The 19518-nt window shown below is 53.7% G+C and carries 19 protein-coding genes and 2 tRNA genes; 7 read left to right on the top strand and 14 right to left on the bottom strand.

Annotated elements, in window-relative coordinates; translation table 11 throughout:
• Positions 1-36: 36 nt before the first annotated feature.
• The 3 genes from M0412_RS03720 to M0412_RS03730 form a co-directional block, all read right to left on the bottom strand.
• On the bottom strand, positions 37-942 hold the full coding sequence (locus tag M0412_RS03720) for a hypothetical protein (RefSeq protein WP_142840092.1): 906 nt from the start codon (positions 940-942) through the stop codon (positions 37-39).
• Between the two features lie 227 nt (positions 943-1169).
• Positions 1170-1246: transfer RNA gene (locus M0412_RS03725), tRNA-Arg, on the bottom strand.
• A gap of 49 nt (positions 1247-1295) precedes the next feature.
• Complete coding sequence (locus tag M0412_RS03730) at positions 1296-1601, bottom strand: ETC complex I subunit (RefSeq protein ID WP_010971882.1); 306 nt, start codon at positions 1599-1601, stop codon at positions 1296-1298.
• A gap of 267 nt (positions 1602-1868) precedes the next feature.
• Between M0412_RS03730 and M0412_RS03735 the strand changes: the two genes are divergently transcribed.
• Positions 1869-1945 (top strand) — tRNA-Pro (locus tag M0412_RS03735).
• Between the two features lie 53 nt (positions 1946-1998).
• Here the strand turns inward: M0412_RS03735 and M0412_RS03740 are convergent.
• Positions 1999-3141: a ceramide glucosyltransferase gene (locus tag M0412_RS03740; RefSeq protein WP_269699787.1), complete on the bottom strand. Its 1143-nt coding sequence runs from the start codon at positions 3139-3141 to the stop codon at positions 1999-2001.
• A 215-nt stretch (positions 3142-3356) separates the two neighbouring features.
• Positions 3357-3626 (bottom strand): DUF982 domain-containing protein, encoded by a 270-nt coding sequence (locus M0412_RS03745; RefSeq protein WP_035224285.1) that lies wholly within the window; start codon positions 3624-3626, stop codon positions 3357-3359.
• 211 nt (positions 3627-3837) lie between these two features.
• On the opposite strand from M0412_RS03745, the gene M0412_RS03750 reads away from it, so the two are divergent.
• Positions 3838-4086 (top strand): BON domain-containing protein, encoded by a 249-nt coding sequence (locus M0412_RS03750; protein WP_003522642.1) that lies wholly within the window; start codon positions 3838-3840, stop codon positions 4084-4086.
• Positions 4087-4147: 61 nt separating this feature from the next.
• Here M0412_RS03750 and M0412_RS03755 read toward each other — a convergent pair whose 3' ends face one another.
• A complete protein-coding gene (locus M0412_RS03755; RefSeq protein WP_371338065.1) occupies positions 4148-4591 on the bottom strand; it encodes a DUF192 domain-containing protein in 444 nt (147 codons plus the stop codon).
• 38 nt (positions 4592-4629) lie between these two features.
• Positions 4630-5208 (bottom strand): cold-shock protein, encoded by a 579-nt coding sequence (locus M0412_RS03760; RefSeq protein WP_046798259.1) that lies wholly within the window; start codon positions 5206-5208, stop codon positions 4630-4632.
• Positions 5209-5400: 192 nt separating this feature from the next.
• Between M0412_RS03760 and M0412_RS03765 the strand changes: the two genes are divergently transcribed.
• The 3 genes from M0412_RS03765 to M0412_RS03775 all read left to right on the top strand — a co-directional run bounded on the left by M0412_RS03765 (position 5401) and on the right by M0412_RS03775 (position 8149).
• Positions 5401-5841, top strand: coding sequence for a VOC family protein (locus M0412_RS03765; RefSeq protein ID WP_142840089.1), 441 nt, complete (start codon positions 5401-5403; stop codon positions 5839-5841).
• 158 nt (positions 5842-5999) lie between these two features.
• The gene (locus M0412_RS03770; RefSeq protein WP_269699785.1) at positions 6000-7247 is read left to right on the top strand and encodes a YcbK family protein; all 1248 of its coding nucleotides are present in this window, start codon (positions 6000-6002) and stop codon (positions 7245-7247) included.
• 158 nt (positions 7248-7405) lie between these two features.
• Positions 7406-8149, top strand: coding sequence for a glycosyltransferase family 25 protein (locus tag M0412_RS03775; protein ID WP_269699784.1), 744 nt, complete (start codon positions 7406-7408; stop codon positions 8147-8149).
• A gap of 373 nt (positions 8150-8522) precedes the next feature.
• Here the strand turns inward: M0412_RS03775 and M0412_RS03780 are convergent, their stop codons facing one another.
• The 3 genes from M0412_RS03780 to M0412_RS03790 form a co-directional block, all read right to left on the bottom strand.
• Positions 8523-9485 carry an XcyI family restriction endonuclease gene (locus M0412_RS03780; protein WP_269699783.1) on the bottom strand — a complete coding sequence of 321 codons (963 nt, stop codon included), beginning with the start codon at positions 9483-9485 and terminating at the stop codon, positions 8523-8525.
• Positions 9482-10342 carry a site-specific DNA-methyltransferase gene (locus M0412_RS03785; protein ID WP_269699782.1) on the bottom strand — a complete coding sequence of 287 codons (861 nt, stop codon included), beginning with the start codon at positions 10340-10342 and terminating at the stop codon, positions 9482-9484. Before M0412_RS03785 ends, M0412_RS03780 begins: the two co-directional genes overlap by 4 nt.
• 234 nt (positions 10343-10576) lie before the next feature.
• The gene (locus tag M0412_RS03790) at positions 10577-10846 is read right to left on the bottom strand and encodes a type II toxin-antitoxin system ParD family antitoxin (protein WP_269699781.1); all 270 of its coding nucleotides are present in this window, start codon (positions 10844-10846) and stop codon (positions 10577-10579) included.
• 270 nt (positions 10847-11116) lie between these two features.
• On the opposite strand from M0412_RS03790, the gene M0412_RS03795 reads away from it, so the two are divergent.
• Positions 11117-11860: a hypothetical protein gene (locus M0412_RS03795; protein ID WP_269699780.1), complete on the top strand. Its 744-nt coding sequence runs from the start codon at positions 11117-11119 to the stop codon at positions 11858-11860.
• 51 nt (positions 11861-11911) lie between these two features.
• Here the strand turns inward: M0412_RS03795 and M0412_RS03800 are convergent, their stop codons facing one another.
• A complete protein-coding gene (locus M0412_RS03800; RefSeq protein ID WP_269699779.1) occupies positions 11912-12244 on the bottom strand; it encodes a DUF3768 domain-containing protein in 333 nt (110 codons plus the stop codon).
• Between the two features lie 277 nt (positions 12245-12521).
• Positions 12522-13154, bottom strand: coding sequence for a phospholipase D-like domain-containing protein (locus M0412_RS03805; protein WP_223566983.1), 633 nt, complete (start codon positions 13152-13154; stop codon positions 12522-12524).
• Between the two features lie 399 nt (positions 13155-13553).
• Here M0412_RS03805 and M0412_RS03810 point away from each other — a divergent pair, with 399 nt between their 5' ends.
• On the top strand, positions 13554-14105 hold the full coding sequence (locus M0412_RS03810) for a hypothetical protein (protein WP_269699778.1): 552 nt from the start codon (positions 13554-13556) through the stop codon (positions 14103-14105).
• Positions 14106-14112: 7 nt separating this feature from the next.
• On the opposite strand, the gene M0412_RS03815 is transcribed toward M0412_RS03810, so the two are convergent.
• Together M0412_RS03815 and M0412_RS03820 are read right to left on the bottom strand one after the other, a co-directional pair.
• Positions 14113-15144 (bottom strand): hypothetical protein, encoded by a 1032-nt coding sequence (locus M0412_RS03815; protein ID WP_269699777.1) that lies wholly within the window; start codon positions 15142-15144, stop codon positions 14113-14115.
• A 46-nt stretch (positions 15145-15190) separates the two neighbouring features.
• Complete coding sequence (locus tag M0412_RS03820; RefSeq protein WP_269699776.1) at positions 15191-19462, bottom strand: hypothetical protein; 4272 nt, start codon at positions 19460-19462, stop codon at positions 15191-15193.
• Positions 19463-19518 lie beyond the last annotated feature (56 nt).

A 19518-nucleotide genomic window follows, 5' to 3' on the forward strand; every position in this document is an offset into this window, starting at 1 on the left:
CCAGAGTTTGGCACCGAGAACTACGGCGAAACATTTTCACGGAAAACGCAGATAACGTGCTTGACCAGCGAGTGTACCAGTAGGCAGTTGCCATTCAGGCGAGATTGGGGTCCGTCTTGTCTCAATCAAGCGGGTGGGGATTTCGATGACACTCGTTTTGTCAGCGCTCATTAGAACGACCATTTGGTCATTTTGTATTAGCAGGAAACCACGCACAAGCGCGGGCGTAGTAGACTGTGTAAGTTGCACCTCATACTCAATGCCACCGCCGTATCGGATTACCCTTAGGAAGCTTCCATAGAGGCCAACGTTGAAGAGGCATACGATGGAAACAAGCAGGACTACCGCCGAAAGACCAACTTGGAACTGAAAAAAAGACGCCAAGTTAGCAAATACAGCGAGAGCTACTATCACGATTGAAGAGCAGATTAATATAAATGCTGCGGCAAGGATGTAGTTCGGATCGTCCGTTGTATAGGAATAAACGTAGACAAATAAAACGGTACAAACAATCGCAGACGTTATGAGAGCAAGCCAAGCTTCTCGAGCGCTCAAAATCTGCTCAATTGGTAGTGCTACTGATTCTGGTAGCCATGGTATTTTCTTTGTAAGGTAAGATGAAATCCGAATAACAAAGGCGGCTTGTCTTAGATTTACAACGAAGTACAACATGCATAGGCCGGTCGCGAGAAAACCTAGAAAAGTAAGAGTGGCCATGGCTGCTGAGACATACTGTACTCCCTCTATGGGGACGCGAAAGCCTAAGCTCATGGCATAATATGCTGTAGCTATGGGCGTCAGCTGGCCAAGAATAAAAGATGCGACAAGAGATTTTGAAATTAAGAGGATCAACGACCTAGAAAATAAAGACAGTTTATTCCATGTACGAATGACGCAACGCCTGATCCTCTTTATTGTGTAGGTGAAGTCTCTTAAATTCATATTTTGCCCCCAAAATGAACGAAGGGGTAATCACGCATGTTAGCGAAAAAATCAAGCGTCGAGCAACCTTAAGTTTAACAGCTGCTTCAAACGCCCTGTTTCAGGCTCCGTCAATCTGCCATCGCATAAGTTGCACCACGAGAACGCTCGCAGAACGAATTCTGCAAACTGCGCCAGAAAACTGCAAACTGGTGATTCAGGAAATGCCGCTAAGTGCTTGAAAAGATTGGCGACCCCTGCAGGACTCGAACCTGCGACCTACTGCTTAGAAGGCAGTTGCTCTATCCAGTTGAGCTAAGGGGCCGTCATGCCGGGCAAAGATGTTCCGGCAGAAATATCAAAATGATCGTGTTTCAGTGCGTCCAGGGCTGGGTGCGGTTGAAACGGAAATTGTCGGTGTAGGAAACCACCTTGCGGGTCGCTTCCTTCGGCAGGATGACGCGGTATTCGATGCCCTTGCGCTGCGCATAGGCTTCGGCCTGCTCCTGCGTCTCGAATGTCAGCTTGACCTGCTGCTTCATGTCGGAACTGGAAGTGTAGCCCATGATCGGGTCGATCTTGCGGGGAACTTCGGCGTCGAATTCCAGGACCCAGACATTGGTCTTCGCCGTGCCGGATTGCATGGCGGTTTTTGCAGGGCGGTAAATCTTCGCAGACATGTCGAAACTGCTCCGGTTGGGCGGTGGGGTGTGGCACCCCGGATTATTCTTCACGTACCTGAATAGAATAACCAAATCGTGTCAGGAACGCTGAATTTGGAATGGACTGACTTACCCTGAGAGTCAAGATGAATATCCCCTCGCTTTCCCGCGGTGATCATCTCGCATCAGCACCGTGCTCCGCCGATCAAGACAATGGCTGAACAAAGATGAATTTCCCTGTTGCGGACTTCAGGTGAACCGTGTATTCCCCAGCCATCGCCTCGGCGGAGTGTAGCGCAGTCTGGTAGCGCATCTGGTTTGGGACCAGAGGGTCGGGAGTTCGAATCTCTCCACTCCGACCATTTTAAAGCAGAACATCAGCTTTCCGGCGTAACCCCTTTAAACATGATTCTTTTCAGTCTGCGGATGGCCCGGCCAATGTGCTTTCTGCCGTGCCGATCGTCATGACATTGCCGCGCCAGGCAACCGCGCTGCCGATCCAGCTGCGGGTCCAGACGACGGGCATGATCATATCCCGGGCGATCATGGCAGGCAGCGTATAGAGGGATAGCGGCCAGCCATTGAGGGCTGCGAGCACCAGTTCCGGCACATACATGATGGCAGGCACGGCAAAAGCGGTGATGGCGAGGTTTATGTCCATCATCGCAGCGGCAGCGAGCGCAAGGAGGAGCGGGGGAAGGGCGCCGGTCAGAATTTCCGGGGCGAAATATTGCGGGAATGTCACGCGCCTCAGTCGCGCCCAGCGGGTCTGGCGCGACCAGATTTCACTGGGGTGGCGCTGGCCGAGCGGCTGCTCGAAAGGCGGTGAGACCAGATGCACGTTGCGGCCGGCGTTTCTGACCAGTTTGGTCGAGGCGGCGTCTTCGGCGATTTCGGCAGCGAGTGCGCGGATGCCGCCATGGTCTTCCAGGAATGGCTTGTTCCACAACATCGACTTGCCCTGTGCGAAACCGATGCCGATCGCTTCCGCCGCATATTGCCAGCGGCCCTGCGAGCCATTGAGGAAAGCGCATTCCACATGTGCCCAAAAGCCTGCCGGACGTGAGCCAAGCGGCGGCGAGCAGACCAGCCCGCTATCCGGCCGCCAGGCCGACATCATGGTCGCTATGTAGGATTTCGGCATCAGCACGTTCGAATCGGCAAGGATGACCCATTCATGCCGGGCGGCGCGCCAGCCCTTGACGCAATTGTTCAGCTTCGGATTGGCGCTGATACGGTCGTCGCCGAGCAGCACCTGCGCCGAGATCGCCGGGAAGGCGGCGCTCGTCCGGCGCACCTCCTCGATCACCGGATCGAATTCATCGGCGATGCAAAACAGCAATTCATAATCCGGCCAGTCGAGTTCAAACGCCCGCGACAGCGTCAGCGACGTGAAGTTTTCGACACCGCGCAGGGGCACCACGATCGAGACGGGTGGCTTTTGTCGCACAAGTGCGTTTTCCGTGTCGCGCCGCCTCAGGCGCCAGCCGGCCAGACCAATGCCGAGAAGATTGAAGGCAAGCAGCAGAATTGCGCAAAGAGCAAAGACAGTTTCCATGCTGGCCAGTTCCACTCCCTAGCTTCCGGCGGTTCACCCGCCAACCGATTCCATGGAATTCGTCTTTGCCGATTATAACGTTTAGGTGACAGTTACATGTCATCATCGGCGCGCGGGCAGGCTGCATGGCGTGGGGAAAGGCGCTTAAGCATCCGGCGCGCCGCAAAGAAAAGCCCTTCGTTGAGAAGGGCCCAATCGTCACCATGGCATGAACTTTAGTGGATGTTCAGAATATGTGCGTGACTGCTTGCGACGAGAAACGATTCCCGGGCTTTTTCGATGTCGCATCTGCCGGCGATCGCATCGAGACAGTTTCTGCGCGCTTCTTCATATTCCGGCCCATGTTCTTCCGGCCAGCGGTACATCAGCATGTCCAGCGCCACCAGCGGGCTGTAGATTTCCACGGCTACGCACAGCGGCAGATGAATGGCAACGGGCTTCATCCACGAGGCGTGGTGACACGGCTCCGTCCTGTTAATCAGCATGTCATTCCTCCCTGTTTTCAGCGCCTTCATGGCGGTTTTCACTCCCATGCGCGTAATGCCCGCCTCACGAAATGGTTCCCGATCACCTAAAATGTGATCGATTGGGGGGTTCCAATTTTGCAAGATGAATGGAAGATGAACGGAATGATGAACCGGAGATGAACAAAACCGCTACTGGCGCGTTGTAAAGTCCATAAGAAGGAGAACGCACATGTTCAATTTGTCAGGCATTCAGGAAAGCTTCTTCGGAGACCGCATGGCAGGCGTTTGCCAGGCGATCACCTCTGCTCTTGCCTTCGAATCAGGTCTCGAAAAGTCGCGTATTTCCGCAACCGTTGAAAACGATGTGATCTATCTGGAAGGCACGGCTGATTCGGTCGAGGCGATCGATATCGCCATCAATCTTGCTGCTTCCATCTCCAATTGCCGGATTCTGAGCCATATCGAGCCGGTTTACTGAACGTTGCACCAGCCGGGCGAAACATCGTCCGGCATCATTCAGATGCAATAACGCGGCAACGTTATTTCCGGTTGCCGATTTGTCCGCTGCGGACCATATCGCCCGGCTTGATGCCATAGCGCTTTGCGGTGCCGCCATTCAGTTCAAGCACAAATTTAACCGGACCACGGGAGCTGATGATTGCTTCCGAATGCGGAACTGCATTTTCGTGAATATGGGTGATACGCCCATCGCGGGCGATGAACAGCATGTCGAGCGGGATGAGCGTGTTGCGCATCCACATGGCCACGTCGCGTTCCTGGCCGAAATCGAACAGCATGCCGCTTTCAAGCGGCATGGCTTTGCGGAACATCAGTCCCTGTTCGCGCTGGGCATTGCTAAGTGCCAGCTCCGCCGTGAATTCGTGGGTTTTCCCTGACGTGGCTTCGATGGTCAGCGGCTCGGTTGTGAAAGTCTGTTGCTGGGCCTGAACGGCGCCTGCGAGCGAGAAAAAAAGAAGCGCCATGACGGCGCCCTTCATTATTTTAGGCACCAAGCCGGCCATCAGTGCGACATCCCGACTGAAACCGGATTGTCGGGGTGGATTTCCGCCGCCATCAAACCTTTGTCGCCATCGCCGAAACGCACCAGCACCACCTGGCCCGGGCGCAGTTCCGTCAGGCCGAAACGACGCAGCGTTTCCATATGCACAAAAATGTCTTCCGTTCCTTCGCCGCGCGTCAGGAAGCCGAAACCCTTGGTGCGGTTGAACCACTTGACGATGGCGCGCTCCAGCCCGCTTGAGGGTGTGACCTGCACATGGGTGCGCACCGGCGGCAGCTGCGAGGGGTGAACGGCGGTCGATTGATCCATCGACAGGATGCGGAAAGCCTGGAAGCCGCGGTCGCGCCGCTGGATGAGGGCGACGATGCGGGTGCCTTCGAGAATGGTCTGGTATCCGTCGCGGCGCAGGCAGGAGACGTGCAGCAGCACATCCTGCGTGCCGTTATCAGGCACGATGAAGCCGAAACCCTTGGCGACGTCGAACCATTTCACGACGCCGGTAATTTCGGTCAGGTCCACGGCATCGCCCGAAAGGTCCTCGACATCGACTATCGTCTTCGATGACATCCTATCAGCCATATCCTGCCAACCCCTCGATTACGCGCCATACACCGGTCAACTGATTCCTGTGTACCAGATTAACATCTTGGTAACGGTTCCACGCAAGCCCTAGTTTTTGATTTGCGCAGCTGCTTTTATGTCGCCGTCCTTGTCCGGGGCTTGCGATCATGCGTTTAACGGCTCCGGACCCGTGTATTGGAGAGGAAGAAAATGCGGTATCTGCACACAATGGTTCGTGTCAAAGACCTTGGCGAATCAATGAAATTCTATTGCGACCTCATGGGTCTCGAAGAAATACGCCGAATCGAAAACGAAAAAGGCCGATTCACTCTGGTTTTTCTTGCCGCGCGTGATGACATTGCTGTGGCCAAGGAAAAAAAGGCGCCGAGCCTCGAACTCACCTATAATTGGGATACCGAGGATTACACCGGCGGCCGCAATTTCGGCCATCTGGCTTACGAGGTCGACAATATCTACGACTTCTGCGCCAGGCTGCAGCAGAATGGCGTCGTGATCAACCGGCCGCCGCGTGATGGGCACATGGCCTTCGTTCGTTCGCCTGACGGTATTTCTTTCGAGATTCTGCAGAAGGGCGAAAGCCTCGCACCAGCCGAACCGTGGATATCTATGCAGAATACCGGTTCCTGGTAAGGGATTTTCCCGGCCAATAGCGGCGTTTTCGGGTGCTCTTGCCTTGTCCTGACGGGATGAGGCATAGTCCGCGAATCGAAACGGCCCGTCCCGTTTGGGGAAAGCACACGCGCCCGTTCCCGTGCTGCTGTTGGAAATGCAAGATACGGAGGCCATCCATGAAAACTGTCGAGGGCGCGAAAGGACGCGTTTCCTGTCAGCGTCTCGTTATTGCGGTTTCGCTGCTCGGGCTTTCCGGCTGCGTTTCGGCGGTGACGGATGATGAGATGGCCGCCAACACCAAGAAGCCGGAAATCGCCGGGCAACAGCGCACGCAGACGGCCGCAGCGGCCGTCGCGGCACCCGCGGCCGGTGCCCAGCCGGGGCATTATGTGGATCCCGCCGTTGCATCGGCATCCGGTGGCGCCGTGCCGGCCCAGCCGCAGACACCGGGTGGCCCGGCGCAGGTTTATGGTGCCGCCGCCGATATTGGCGGGCTGACGACGCAGCCAACGGCAATTTCCGCCGGCACATCCAGCATCTATTCCACCGCCCGCGCGGCAACCCCTTCCGTAGCGGCAGATGGTTCCGCTGCCGCTACCCCATCGCAGAAGATCATTCCCGCCGTCAGCAGCGTTTATTCAGCACCGGCGCAGCCGCAACTCCAGCCTCAGCCTGTCTCCGCGCCAGTTCCGGTGCCGGTGGCGGAACAGCACAGCGAAAACCGCGAGCCTGTTCCTACACCCCCGCCGCAGCAGCTTGCAGCCGCCGCCGCTGCGCAACCTGCGGCAAACGCTGTGCCCGCAGGCGAGAAACAGGAAAGCGAAGGCACGGGTGTAACGCTTGCGGCATTTTTCGCCGGCGCCGCCAAAAAACGGCTGCCGAAAATGATCGAGAGCGGCTCGGCCGCGACGACCGAGGTTGCGTCACTGCCCGGCGGGTCGGACCCGACAATGGGCATCGCGCTTTCCGGCCGTTCGATGATGTCGGAGGAATTCGACGATGCGCATCTCGAAGATGAGGATGACCAGCCGACCGGCCTCATGAAGCTGGCGTCGCTTTCCGGCCTGACCCGTGTTTCTCCGAATGGTCTTTTCCTGCAGACGGATCGCGTCGAAGTTGGCTGCTTCAAGCCGGAACTGGTCCGCATGATCAAGGATGTCGAGCGGCATTATAACAGCCCGGCGATCGTCACTTCGGGCTATCGTCCGCCAAAGGGCGTGAGGCAGGGTTCCAAGCATTATACTTGCGATGCCGCCGATATTCAGATCAAGGGCGTCTCCAAGTGGGAGCTTGCCACCTATCTGCGTTCCCTGCCTGAACGCGGTGGCGTCGGCACCTATTGCCACACCGAATCGGTTCATATGGACACGGGCGAGCCGAGAGACTGGAACTGGCGCTGCCGTCGCACCGCCGCGCGCAAGTAAAAACCAGCGACTGCCTGTGTTTCGGGTCTGAAACCTCCTGTCGCCGAAATCCCGGTATTCCGCCTGATGAGATCGCGCGTTTTGGTGTCCGAATGGACGCCGCACGCGCCTTGCTGTAGGAGACGGTCTCCCGTCTTCATGCGCATGGTGTGTTCTGAATGCTGCCGATTTCCACTTTCCCCATCTACATCATTTCCATTGCCCGGGCGCGGGCGCGGCTTGAGAAGATGCTGGAGGGCGCTGCCGGCCTTGAGCTGGATCTGCGCCCGGTGGAAGGTGTCGATGGCAAGACTGTTCCACCCGCCGAGTGGGCAGATTTCGACCGGAGCGGTTTCGAGCTGCGCAATGGCCGCCATGCGCTCGCCGGTGAATATGGCTGCTATGCCAGCCATATAAAGGCACTGGAGATATTCCTTGCCACCGATGCGCCGGTGGCTGTGATCGTCGAGGATGATGTTGCCTTCACGCCGGAGTTTTCCGAACGGGTCAAGGCAATGGTTGCGGTAATGCCGGAAAACGCCGTCGTCAAACTGACCAATCACCGCCGCAGCGGTTTCAAGGGCCGGAAAACCAGCGCGCTTGGCGATACGCTTGGCCGCTGCATCTACGGTCCGCAGGGATCATCCGCCTGCTACATCATCTCGCGGGGCGGGGCGGAGCAGTTTCTCAAAACGGCAAGGGTGATGACGCTGCCTTTCGACCGCGCCCTGGAATGCGGCTGGGGCTATGGCACGAAAGTCTATGTCACTGACAGGGACTTCCTGCCGTTCGGCGACCCGGACACGCTGGTCGGCACCCGGGCGGAATATCGCGGCAGCAAGTTCGCCCGTATTAAACGGATTCCGGCCTATCTCTCGAGCTTCTATGACAATATTGCGCGGTATGTGTATGCGTATCGGTAGCGCGGATGTCATGGCTGTCCGCGCGGGCTGGATGATCGGGTTTCGTCTTAGGGGCTGATATTGGAAACCAACTGTGGGGTAGGCGCGGTTATTTCTGCGCTGTGAAACTGCTGGCGGAGATTTTCAAGTCACGGCAGTGCTTGGCTATCGGTATTGGCAAGATTTTGTAAATTATTGGGAAAATGAATTTGAGGTGGTGAGAGCGCAGGGATTCGAACCCTGGACCTACTGATTAAAAGTCAGGTCGGTCTATTTGTAAGTAATTGTATTTAAATCATTATTTCGAATAAAATTTCGAGTGTGCGTAAAAATGTGCGTGCGAGTTTTTTTGTTTAGATAAAAATGGTTCTTTTCGTCACGGAAATGTGATTTTCTAAATGGCAGTAGGGATGCCGGTCATCGCTACCACTAAGTCACAGAACTCCTCATACTCTTCCCCTTCGGCCTGTGCCAGGCTGGAAATTCGGTAGAAGCGATTTGTCGATGGAGACTCTTGGGCTGCTATCTCCATGTCGACCCGATCCACGTTGACGACAGTCCAGCACTCTACATATTTATTCGCTTTTGCTTTTTGATGACTCTTCTCAGCTTCACCAATGCGATTGTGAATGTTGGAAAAATCTTCCCCACCTTTCACTTCGATCGCGACTATATTCCGGTAGCTGTCGGTCCGCATTTCTTCGCGGATGACAATGTCGGGGTCGGAAGCAAATTCAATGAGAACGGTTCGTCCGGCCGCGTTACGGACAGTCATACGGCGTGCATCGGCGGTTACCAAATGATTTTGAACAATATCGCGTATCGCATTGAAGACTTTAATAATGCCCGCTGTGCCCTTACGATTATTAGCTCCGCCACGCCACTGAGGGCCAAGTGTTAATATCGTCAGATCATTGAGAAGAGCAAGCGTGACAGGCTGCGCCAAAATGCCGGTTAGGAGTTGGGCACCTGCATCACACATCTCTTCACAGAAAGCCTCTAGTTCGCGATCGATCTCACCACGCAATGTTCCTCTGATTTCCATACTCGCAAACTTTCCCGCGATATCGGGAACATAGAAAGCTTTCTGGCTGTAGCCGTAAAGAAGACGATAGTAACCTAACAGACGTGGGTTAGCCCTAAGCACCAATGGGACGGGGAATATCAACTCGCCACGCAAGCTGAAGCCTGCCAACTGCTGTAAGCTGTGACTGGGTGTGTATTTAGCCAATTCTGCATCAAGGGCTCGAATATCCAGCGTTCTAACGGTCTCTTGCAGAGCCTCTTGGAGCATCAAGTGACGAACCTCTGCAAGGTTGGCCGCGAATTCAATTTGCAAATCTGGTGCAGGAATCATGCTGCCACCCGCACGACAGCTTCAGAGGAGGTTTCGAGTCTATTTGCAGCGATAGTAACGTAGTCTGGATTAAGCTCGATTCCGATGTAGTTTCGACCGAGTTGCTCCGCAGCTAGTCCGACCGTACCTGATCCAAAAAAGGGATCAAGGACGAAGTCATTTGTTCGCGTGGATGCCTTCAGGCAAGGCTCTATGAGTTTTTGTGGGAAAGTTGCGAAGTGTGCGCCGGGAAAAGGAGTCGTGTTAACGTTCCAGACAGATCTGATGTTACGGCCATTTAGCTCTTTCACCGCATCGCGGTCGTAAAAATATTGCTCCTGTTTGGAAAACATAAACAGATATTCATGTGCTCGGGTCGGCCGGTCTTTCACACTTTCCGGCATGGCATTCGGTTTGTTCCAGATAATGTCGGCTCGCAAATACCAGCCGTCGTCCTGCAACGCAAATGCAAGGCGCCACGGAATACCCATCAAGTCTTTCGGCTTCAGTCCATCGGGTGTATTTGGCCGTACCGACATAGCGCGTGCTGGATTTTTCTTGTCAGGAGCTCGCCAACCTCGGTTGCCGCTAGTGAAGCCGTCTCCAATATTAAGCCACAGTATACCATCATCACGTAATACTCGCCGGGCTTCGCGGAACACAGTGACCAAGCTATTTATGAATTGGGGGAGGGTAGGCTCTAACCCAATCTGGTCATCGATATTGTAATCTCTTAGGCCCCAGTATGGCGGAGAAGTTACAATGCACTGTGCATGTTGATCCGGTAGGCGTTGCAGAACGGTTAGGGCGTCACCCTCGAAAATCATGCTCTCGTTGATACAGAGCGGTGCCTGGCGGACTACCTTCGCAGTTTTCATGTGATTTCCAACAACGGGTTTCTGATTCTGATATGCGATTTTTATCGGTAAACTTGATACATCAGGCAAGACGCTACGGAAAGTTTTCGTGTTCGATCGTTTCATTCGCTGAAGATATCATGTCTGGAACAAAAATAGAACATTCTCAGCTGATATGTCGCCTCCAGATTGCTCTCCTCTCTTGTCTGGGTGATTCAACACGACTTGGGAAGCGTGTTGTGAGGCGCACTTCATTCAATCGCGGCCTTCACCCTTGGCGATGCGCGCACGTACATTGGCCATGCCTTCGTTGAGTGGGACGGCACGGGCAGGTTTCGCTTTGTGGGCGTCGTAAGCTGGAGCAACCTCATCTCGCAGCCAGCGCTCGACAGCGGCATCTCGTGCGGCCAGAGTACGGAGACCGTCGCGAATAACTTCGCTTTCGGTGGCGTACTCCCCGGACGCGACCTTTGCCTTGACCATTTCGATCGGCAGGGTAATGCTCAGAGATTGAGTGGTTCGCATGTTCGTCACTTTCGTTTCTACCCTCTTATACCACGCGACACGATTTAATCCTACACATTCCTGACGGCGCGGCGACGGGGTTTTGACCACCTATTGACTCAGATTTACCGCACGGGCAGGATGTACTTGGCCTGACGCACAGGCCGGTGTGCCCATCACGCGAAGCCTTGCAGTGCGTTTTATAGATCAAGACTGACACCGTTCCTTCGGACGGGTCCAGTCGGCAGTGGGCACCCGGTTGGATTCCGTTACAACAAGGAATGGATTATCATGGCCATCGACGCCCTCAATACGCTTAAAATTGCCGCCAAGAGGCTGGCACGGGAGCGTTCTATCAAACACATTAGTGCCTTAGAACTAGTAGCTGTCGCATTGGGGCAGCCTCATTGGCGCGGACTTGCCGAAGCCTATAAGCTGGGATGGCGGCCCACGCCCGCGCAAATGGATAATCTGCCGAATCTCCTTTCTGAAAACGCTGACCCAATCGACCTCAGCGTGTACGGTGACGCACTTATTTTTACCCGCTGGGTTCCTGAGGATACAAAACCTATGGAAGCCGATGAGCTTCACGGCGAACTCGACGGCCAGAAATTCTATCTAGCCGGTGACGAATTCGAGGTTGCTTTCGGCTCGCAAGGCTGGGAAATCAGCCTCGACCAGGCACCTTCAGCGAAACCGCAACTCAAACGGCTGGGCGGTAGGGTGAAAACCGTTGAGGCTCTCGATCCTGCTTTTATCGAGCGAGCCACCCGACTGCTGAAGATGCGTGCCAAGCGCATGTATGCGGCCGTCGCGGCAGATTGGCCTCGCCGCTCAACTATGCCTGATCGGGAGCGCCGGGCGGCCCATCCCCTCGGGCGTGGATTGTCGGCCGAGTGGCATTGCCTCCATTGTGACGGCGTGCACGATGGTCGCGCTATAGCTAAAAACCTGTGGCACTGCACGGATTGTGGGGCGACGCCTCTGGATATTTTCCCGACACCGTTCTGGAACGAAGCTGCGCGGTCTGCCTAACAGGCTGATGAGAGGAAGGCGCAGACATCTGCGCATTCCGTCCTTTTAGGTTTAATATTCCTCTGCCAGCATGATCGTAAGTACCCGCTTGGTGATGGCGGGATTAGCCGGGTCTTCTGAACCGTATTGCAGGGTCCGGTCGTAGTAGTCGATTTTCCAGAAGACCTTATACCCCTCGATGGTCACCGCGCCGAAGTCATGCTCGCCGTGGGGATCATTATCAGGTGTGAAGGCGTCAAATCTCTGCACGGACTCTGCGATGCGTGATTGGATCGCGTCAGGCAGGTTTTTGATACCCGAGGTCATCAGCACCGTACCCGTGAGCCAGGTTGAACGAAATATGTCATTCAGTTCTCGGATACGATCGGTCTGTGTGGTTGTCATTGTCTTGTCCCTTGTCTTGATTTCCTTAATGGGACAGGGAAACAGGCCCCGTCCTGCTTCCCGGGGCCGCGTGAGCGGTGGGGTTGGAAGGGGACAACAGGGATTCGCGGGGAACCGGCTGCACGCAATGCAGCGCAGCGGAAGAAAGGAAGCTGGGCGGAAGACCTGTTTGGGGGAGAGAAGGGGCGAAGCTACTCGGCTCCCAGAAAGGCTACGTTGTGCGCTAGAAGGAGAAACGGGACCCACTCAGAACACTCAATCAGCTTTGCTGTAAGATTTACGGATAAGGCACTGCCTTGCTGAATATCTCCTTTTCAAGGGTGAGCAGGCGGTCCTGTAGCGGGACACGATTTACCGGGTGCGTTTCATCATACTTTGTCACAACTACAGAGGGGAATTCATCGGGAGCCTCGCCGATGATGTTCTCGACCATTTGGTTTATGGCCGGGTCTTTTTCATCCCAGAAAATCACGTCACTTTCATAATTGAAATTTTTGAGGACATCGAACGCTCTCCTCGTGATGTTGCTGCTTCCGATTGCAGCAAACACCGGCTTTCCGGATTTTTTGGCAATACAGATTTTAGCGTGCCATTTATCTCCTGGAATTCGGAAAGAACTCACATTGATGCAGCGGGAACAATTGATCGCAGTGACATTTGCTATGAACTGAGAAAAAGCCGTGTGTTGGCGCCACCCATAATATCCGACAATTTTAAGATTCAATATATTAGTGCATTTGGGTCTTATATGAAATTTTGATTTCGATACGCTGTAGCTATCGTCTTCCTGAAAAAAGCCACTGCAAATCGTCACTTCATCAATATCCGGATTATTCAAAGCAGCTAGGACTGCATCGCTAAAGCGGTTTGTTTTGAGCTCTTTTCTCAAAAAAATTGCGACTCTTTTCATGGAGATCCTTATCTGCATTCGGGTATTGTCGCTAAACGATACGTTATCGCTTTCAGCGAACTCTGACACTACGGAAAGTAGACATGGTCGTCGCGGTTGTTTCTATGTCTACTTTAACGAGAAACGCAATTTATTCGTGCATTTTTAACGATGTCAATGGTGTATGGTTCGCCGTTCGCCGTTCGCCGTTCGCCGTTCGCCGCTGCTCTGACACTGCAAAGATCGAGTAAGGCCCGTGTAGCCACTCCGATTTTCCCACATCGTCAGAAGGTAGATGCACTCTGTTGTCAGCCGCCAAAACGGAGGCGAGAGCTTTCATCGTAAGCTTGTTAAAATATCTTGTTTCGCGTCTATGTTGAAACCAGCGAAAATGCTGAGAAGCAATTTATGGAGAGTTTGATGAAGTACGTTTTAGATACTAGCCTCAATGAGCGGGAAACGTACCTCTTGGGTTCGATCGTCTCGCAATGGGGATACCTTGAAGCAGATATTTTCGAACAGACTTTGCAAGCGTTAGCTGATGTCGAGCCTCTCCCCAAGGAAATGAATAACGCGAAATTTAGTCTGGTGCTCGATCTCTGGCTAAGAGAAGTCGCAGAAAAACAAGTAGGGGAAAGGAGAGCTGTATTGATCACTCAATACGAGCGAATCCGAGAGCTTTCTCAGTTCCGGCAAGCAGTTGTGCATTCACGGTGGGAATGGACTCCAGAAAAACCGGATGAAGTTGTCGCCGTGCGCGTGATAAAGAAAGAGATTATCCGAGCAAAATTCACAGTTCAGGATTTGGCAGATATGGCGGGAAGGGTAGGCGAAATCCGTTATTTGATTAGATATCCGGGTGGATTGGAGGATCGTGCGAAGGAGATGGCCGAAACTGGTTTTTTCGTTAGCCGCGGTGGATGGGAGCGCCTTTTTGGGGGGGCCGGGTCAGTCGAAGACGAAATGTCCTGAGTGTAAGCTAATTGAATTCACTTTCATCTGTGTCGTTGGGCATGTCGGCCCACCAGTGATCTGCAACATCTGATGCGCCAATAAGACGCAGGAGTGCAGGGGCTGCAGGATCACGAATGAAAACATGATGTCTCGGAGCTAAGGGGGGTGGAAAGCCAATCTGGTTATTTATCGACAACAGAATGTCGGAGCACGCTTCTAGGGTCTGACCGACCAGACGGGCAAGCCACGGCTTCAGTGTGACAATATTCTCATTGTAGTGATGTTCTTCCAGCCAAGGGAAATCTCGGAAATATGGTGCGTTCGGATTTACGCAAAATCCTCGCTCAGTTGCATAAACGGAATCCGTCGATTTACCGTAATGGACAACGTGATCGCGGGCAGTTCGAACGGACTGGAAAAAAGGCGCATGCTTGACGTACATTTCCGCCATAACAGCAGGAATGCTGTATTTTTCTTGTATCTCTGCGGCGGTTCGCAATTTTTGGCCGTCCAAGACTATTTTAGAGAATGTCGCTTGCATGGGGCGCTGCTTGCGACTTTTCTCGAGCGCTGGATCGTCAATCCGAACGTGCTCAATCCAAAGATGAGAAATCATGGCCTGCAGAAGATCAAACATTGATCGAGCAATTACCAGGAGATGCTCAACTTCGGAATTAACGAAAGTGGTGAGGAGGTCGTTGCCGATAGTTTCCTGCGCGGCGTGGTAGTGTTCCAGTTTCGCGGCGATTGTCGCCATGAGGTGAATGTCTGTAGCAAGGCCAGACATTTCTCTCATTATGTTCGGCCAGCTAAGATGTTGCCAAACCAATTCTATAAAAGGAATGTAGACATCGTCTTTGTGGGCAGCAGCTTCCGCGAGATAGTCTGACCTTAGCACGCCCACGAGCGACAATTCCAAGAGGTTGCCGTCTTCAATAGGTGTCCACGTCTTCCAGCTCACCTTATCCCATAAAGGTATCAAGTAGACCTTTCGTCCACATAAATTTGAGGTGTCGATATGTGGCAATTCGTTCAAAGTAGTAAAGGGTTTATCCATGGCAACATGTCATTCACTGTTATCTAGCGACGGTCTGCTTGGTCACTCACGTTGTGATATCTAGGCCAAACACCGATACATTTTCTCGGCCATCTACGTTGCTGAGACTGGTTGCTATCGTCTGTAATTCTTGCACCAATGCTGCAAACCCCAACCTCTTCGGATTGCTGGGTATTTGCCAGCTTTTCTTAGCTCCCGTATTTATCAGCAGAAGAATGCCGTTGCGGCGGCGTTGCGGATAGAGGTACTGCCCAACCAATTGAGTCTCAAGCGCCTGCACTAACTCGCGGCCTGACCAATAATCAGCCTGTTTCACTTCGACCGCAACCTGGAAAGGACATGTTGCACCTGCGATAAAAATGTCTGGGCGCTTTTCCTGTCCCACGTGGTTCTCCCGTGCGGTATGGAAAATCGTAGGGTTGCTATCGATAATCTTGCTCATGAACGCGTTCCGCAACGCGTTCTCATCGCGCACTTCCTTTTCCGCCACGATCTTGAGGATTTCGGCAATGGACGCATCGGCGTAGGTGAGATCATCCCGAACACGCTCCAACGCATTCGTAACCGCGGCGTGGAGTTGTTTGCCGTTCTTAATTGGTGCGAGGAAGCCCGTCTCGAAGGCCAACACTTCACTTACGTCCCATGCTTGCGGTTCGCTGTCGCGCTCTAGCATCGCTTTGGCTTTCTTCAGGTACCAGCCATCGCCGGGGTCGTCGGTCTTGGCCAAGTCATACATAGCCATGTAGGCATCAAGACCAAGTTTGCCCTCAAGGGCAGAGAGCACAGCTCCCAGCCCGTCTCGTGCATGATGCAATTCGGTAACTGATCCGCCTGAGTATTCAGGCTTTGGTAAAATACGATCGCCGATTTTGTAAAGGTCAGCGAGTTGTCGCACCTCCAGACGCGCGAGCACAGACACTGCGATCCCGCTGTGGTTGTTGTCGAACAGCGTGGAAAATATAGCAAGCAGCAAGCTAACGCTATGGGCGCCCTTGGCTTTAGAGATGCTGCTGAAAAGAGCTTCCACACCCTCTGGTAGGTCGAGCGCCAAAAGTCCACCGATACAATGTGCCTGCCTCGGAATGTCCTTGCACGTAATTGCCGTATCCAATGCGGTTCGAAATGCTTTGGCGGCAAGACCGGTATCATGGGAAGCCAGATTGGACTTAAGCAGAATAGTGATGACCTGTCCCAGATGAGCGAGATTGTCCAGGAGACCCGCTTCGAGAACCTTCAGCAGGCAAGCGATGACGGGGGCAGGAACATCGGTGGTCTGACGAGCGTAGTAGTAGAGGAAGCTGTTATGTCCGTCCTGCCTGCTCAAATCTTTGGCCAGTTTTGCGGTAACAAGCGGCAAACCGATCTCGGGCCTGCGGTCAATAAGTCTCTGAAGCCAATCGCGGTGATAATCCCAGACACCAAGCGCAATCGCTTTTCGGGCCATGTCTTCCGGCAAAGCATCGAAAGCCGGAAGATTCTCACGGAACTCTAGATAGACGCCTGCTCGACCATATATCTGGTTCCATGTGTTGACTTCGCTCTCTCTAACCTCAAGAGCACGCCAATGCTCACGCAGAATGTCTTCGTAAATTTTGCGAACCTCAGACGAGAAGAGTGAATCGACGAGAGCAATGTCATCAATAAAGCGTTCATCAGCATAGTGTGTTTTTCGTTTCACCAGTTCAGATACGTGGTGCATTTGGGTAAAACCCATTTTAGGGTCGCGTAAACGGGCTGGATCGGCCACGATGTCCCGTTGAAACTCAAGCCAGCTAGCGCGTGCTTTAAGTTTCTTTTTTTCTTCTTTCAGTTCCCAGTCGGCGTTTCTCCTCTCCAGTCGCTTGATGTCCGCGTCTTCTGGAGGAGGGGCCTGTAGTTCCGCCCAATACGCCTGCAATGCGCCGTCCGCTGAAATCGCATCTTCAATGCGCTCTGCATCTGGGAGTCGCCTCTGTTGCGCGAGTTTCCATAGGGCGCTCAAGGCGATCTTCCTGTCGTCTAGGTGGTTTGATTCATCCTTAAGGTCGGTGAAGAGCCACATTGCGTCGTTAGCGTCGAAATCCGCCAGCAAACGGAAAATCGAGTGTAACTGCCATACGGCCACGATATTGCGGTCGGTTTCAGCGTTAGCGCGGGCCTCATGTGCTTCCGCCCATAACAAGGCCCGTTTGGTGCGCGGCCTGTTGGCAACGATCTGGTGCAGAGGCTCTTCGTCCCGGTCGAAACTGTTACTTTGCCGGTCAGTGCGCTGATATACGATCAGACAGCGGATTAGCTCGTCGGTTGGGTTGTCAACCGGATCGCGCTGAAGAAGGCCACGACATACTGGTTCGATATGTCGAGCCAGAAAACGATACTGAGCGGAGATGCGATGGTAATCTGTCGCATACGGCGGTTTGAGTGCCAGCGTTGCTATTCGCAGTGCGAACTCCGGCTTGTCTTGCTCGGGACACTGCTTCCATAGATGCCGGATTTCGTACCCGAAGCCATCCACACGGCCTTTAGTTGGCGGTCGCGAATTTTCGATCACCTCAAAGAGCTGATCAAGAGTAAGGAAACGAGGATAGAGCAGCTTGGCGAACCAAGTCTGGTAAGAGGTCGTCATCTCCCGATAAGTTGCCATGTACTGCTCGGAGAATGCGTGCACCGCATCGTCATCTTCGAGCTCGATCATACATTCAAGCGCCCACGGCCCTTGGTGGTGGTTTGCGCATGGGGAATCCAAAAGCTGGCGAACGGCAGGAAGACATCCTTTCAGCTTCCCCGACATAATCAATCGAATGAGATCACCGCGAAGGTCATACTCGTAGTGGTGGGGCCAGATTTCAAGAATGGTGCCTTCAAGGCCACTATCGGTGAACATCCAGAGCCGGGTACCGTCGAGTTGGTCATTGCTGATCCGGTGTTGGGCATGCAGGGCAGCGTAAGTACGCAGAAGTTCTTTTCGCGCTGAGATCGACAATGAGCCGGGGTCGCCATGCTGAATGAGAACCAGAGGTTCACGGGCGATAATGTCCTTTTGAAACCCATCGTCCAATACTGCGAGCCATGCAGCAGTCGCGCGTCGCGAGGGGATGATCGTTTCCTGCCCGTAGAGACTGACTACGATCTGATCACGGATGACCGTAGGTGGACAGCCGTTATCCAGTAAGTGTTTTAACCAGACTGCGGCCAAAAACTCCATTGCTTCTCGATGATGAAACTTGGAGCGTCCAAGGCTTGCGGGTGTAAACAGCCCTCGGCGCAAAAGCGCGCTAACTTTAGGTTGGCTCCAATCCGGCAATAGCGCGAGAGGATCCAGCCACTCGCTGTTATCGCTTCCGTCGTCCTGTCCCGCACGAACGTAGAATGTCCTACCGAGGACCATGGCGGCCGCGATGCGGGCAGCGCCTAGACGAAGTTCGTCCAAAGATATGTTCTCAATACCTGGATGGTGTTGCCTGTCTTCGCGCAGGCGCATGTCGGTAACAAAGCGAAGCATCTCCACACGTGTACCGAGACGCTCACCATGACTGTGCCAGTAGTCGACAAAGTCTAGCAAGTCCTTCGGCCTGCCTGCCAGTGGTAAAAGACCATTACGATCAAGCTCGTGCGAAAAAGCGGCCGCGTTCCTTACGCCTTTAGCTTGAATGAAAGCGGTGCGCTGCTCGACATCAAGCTCTTCAAGAATGAAAGTTTGGAATTCGTGCACGGTTGCCGTGGCTGCCGCTGCCGTGTCCTTGTCCTTGTCCCCGCCACGAACCTCTAGCAAAGACACGAGCACCTGCTCGCGGGTGGTTTCTTCGCCCGGCGTGCGTGTTACTAGAGTCAGCTTGTCGTTCAAGAGTTTAAGGTCTTCTTTCCTATCCCAATCACTCCAACGGCAACTTATAATGATTGTGGCCCGTTCGGCGTGGCCATGAATAGCCTTCTGTAGATTGCGCACACAGCGAGAGAAGCTCTTTTGGGTAAGACGCGCCTCATCAACCGAATCGAGGAAGAAGTATCCTGCCTGGTCGGAAGCCATCCATGCGGTGAACAGAGTCCCATCGCTCACATCGAGCGCGTCCTCTAGGCTTGAATTATCGAGATCCTCGACGGGAACAAAGACGGCAAACTGTCCGTCTGCTTTCAGTTTTAGGACCTGTTGCCGAAACTCTTCTGTTTTGCCGTTGCCACCTTCGGCCAGAACCACGGCCCGGCGCGCATTAAGGACAATTTCCCACCCTTGCTCAACGGATTTCCCAAATGCATGGGCCATCTCGCGCTGAGACCGATATTCGGCCTCGTCTGCACTGACGGGTCTGAAATGGCGAGAGAGGGGAATATAATCTGACACGAGAGAGATGTACCTGAGTAGTGCTTAATATGAGCTCCACATATTATTGTTCATTT

It is taken from the genome of Agrobacterium sp. O3.4 (genome assembly GCF_041414895.1).
Classification (GTDB): Bacteria; Pseudomonadota; Alphaproteobacteria; order Rhizobiales; family Rhizobiaceae; genus Agrobacterium; species Agrobacterium cucumeris.

Excerpts from the sequence above, each read along its gene's own strand:
- M0412_RS03765 (WP_142840089.1), top strand. The coding sequence starts at position 5,401 with ATGCGGTATCTGCACACAATGGTTCGTGTCAAAGACCTTGGCGAATCA.
- M0412_RS03815 (WP_269699777.1), bottom strand. The coding sequence starts at position 15,144 with ATGGATAAACCCTTTACTACTTTGAACGAATTGCCACATATCGACACC.
- M0412_RS03810 (WP_269699778.1), top strand. The coding sequence starts at position 13,554 with ATGAAGTACGTTTTAGATACTAGCCTCAATGAGCGGGAAACGTACCTC.
- M0412_RS03785 (WP_269699782.1), bottom strand. The coding sequence starts at position 10,342 with ATGAAAACTGCGAAGGTAGTCCGCCAGGCACCGCTCTGTATCAACGAG.
- M0412_RS03805 (WP_223566983.1), bottom strand. The coding sequence starts at position 13,154 with ATGAAAAGAGTCGCAATTTTTTTGAGAAAAGAGCTCAAAACAAACCGC.
- M0412_RS03760 (WP_046798259.1), bottom strand. The coding sequence starts at position 5,208 with ATGGCTGATAGGATGTCATCGAAGACGATAGTCGATGTCGAGGACCTT.
- M0412_RS03720 (WP_142840092.1), bottom strand. The coding sequence starts at position 942 with ATGAATTTAAGAGACTTCACCTACACAATAAAGAGGATCAGGCGTTGC.
- M0412_RS03755 (WP_371338065.1), bottom strand. The coding sequence starts at position 4,591 with ATGGCGCTTCTTTTTTTCTCGCTCGCAGGCGCCGTTCAGGCCCAGCAA.
- M0412_RS03770 (WP_269699785.1), top strand. The coding sequence starts at position 6,000 with ATGAAAACTGTCGAGGGCGCGAAAGGACGCGTTTCCTGTCAGCGTCTC.
- M0412_RS03800 (WP_269699779.1), bottom strand. The coding sequence starts at position 12,244 with ATGACAACCACACAGACCGATCGTATCCGAGAACTGAATGACATATTT.
- M0412_RS03750 (WP_003522642.1), top strand. The coding sequence starts at position 3,838 with ATGTTCAATTTGTCAGGCATTCAGGAAAGCTTCTTCGGAGACCGCATG.
- M0412_RS03730 (WP_010971882.1), bottom strand. The coding sequence starts at position 1,601 with ATGTCTGCGAAGATTTACCGCCCTGCAAAAACCGCCATGCAATCCGGC.
- M0412_RS03790 (WP_269699781.1), bottom strand. The coding sequence starts at position 10,846 with ATGCGAACCACTCAATCTCTGAGCATTACCCTGCCGATCGAAATGGTC.
- M0412_RS03795 (WP_269699780.1), top strand. The coding sequence starts at position 11,117 with ATGGCCATCGACGCCCTCAATACGCTTAAAATTGCCGCCAAGAGGCTG.
- M0412_RS03775 (WP_269699784.1), top strand. The coding sequence starts at position 7,406 with ATGCTGCCGATTTCCACTTTCCCCATCTACATCATTTCCATTGCCCGG.
- M0412_RS03780 (WP_269699783.1), bottom strand. The coding sequence starts at position 9,485 with ATGATTCCTGCACCAGATTTGCAAATTGAATTCGCGGCCAACCTTGCA.
- M0412_RS03740 (WP_269699787.1), bottom strand. The coding sequence starts at position 3,141 with ATGGAAACTGTCTTTGCTCTTTGCGCAATTCTGCTGCTTGCCTTCAAT.
- M0412_RS03745 (WP_035224285.1), bottom strand. The coding sequence starts at position 3,626 with ATGCTGATTAACAGGACGGAGCCGTGTCACCACGCCTCGTGGATGAAG.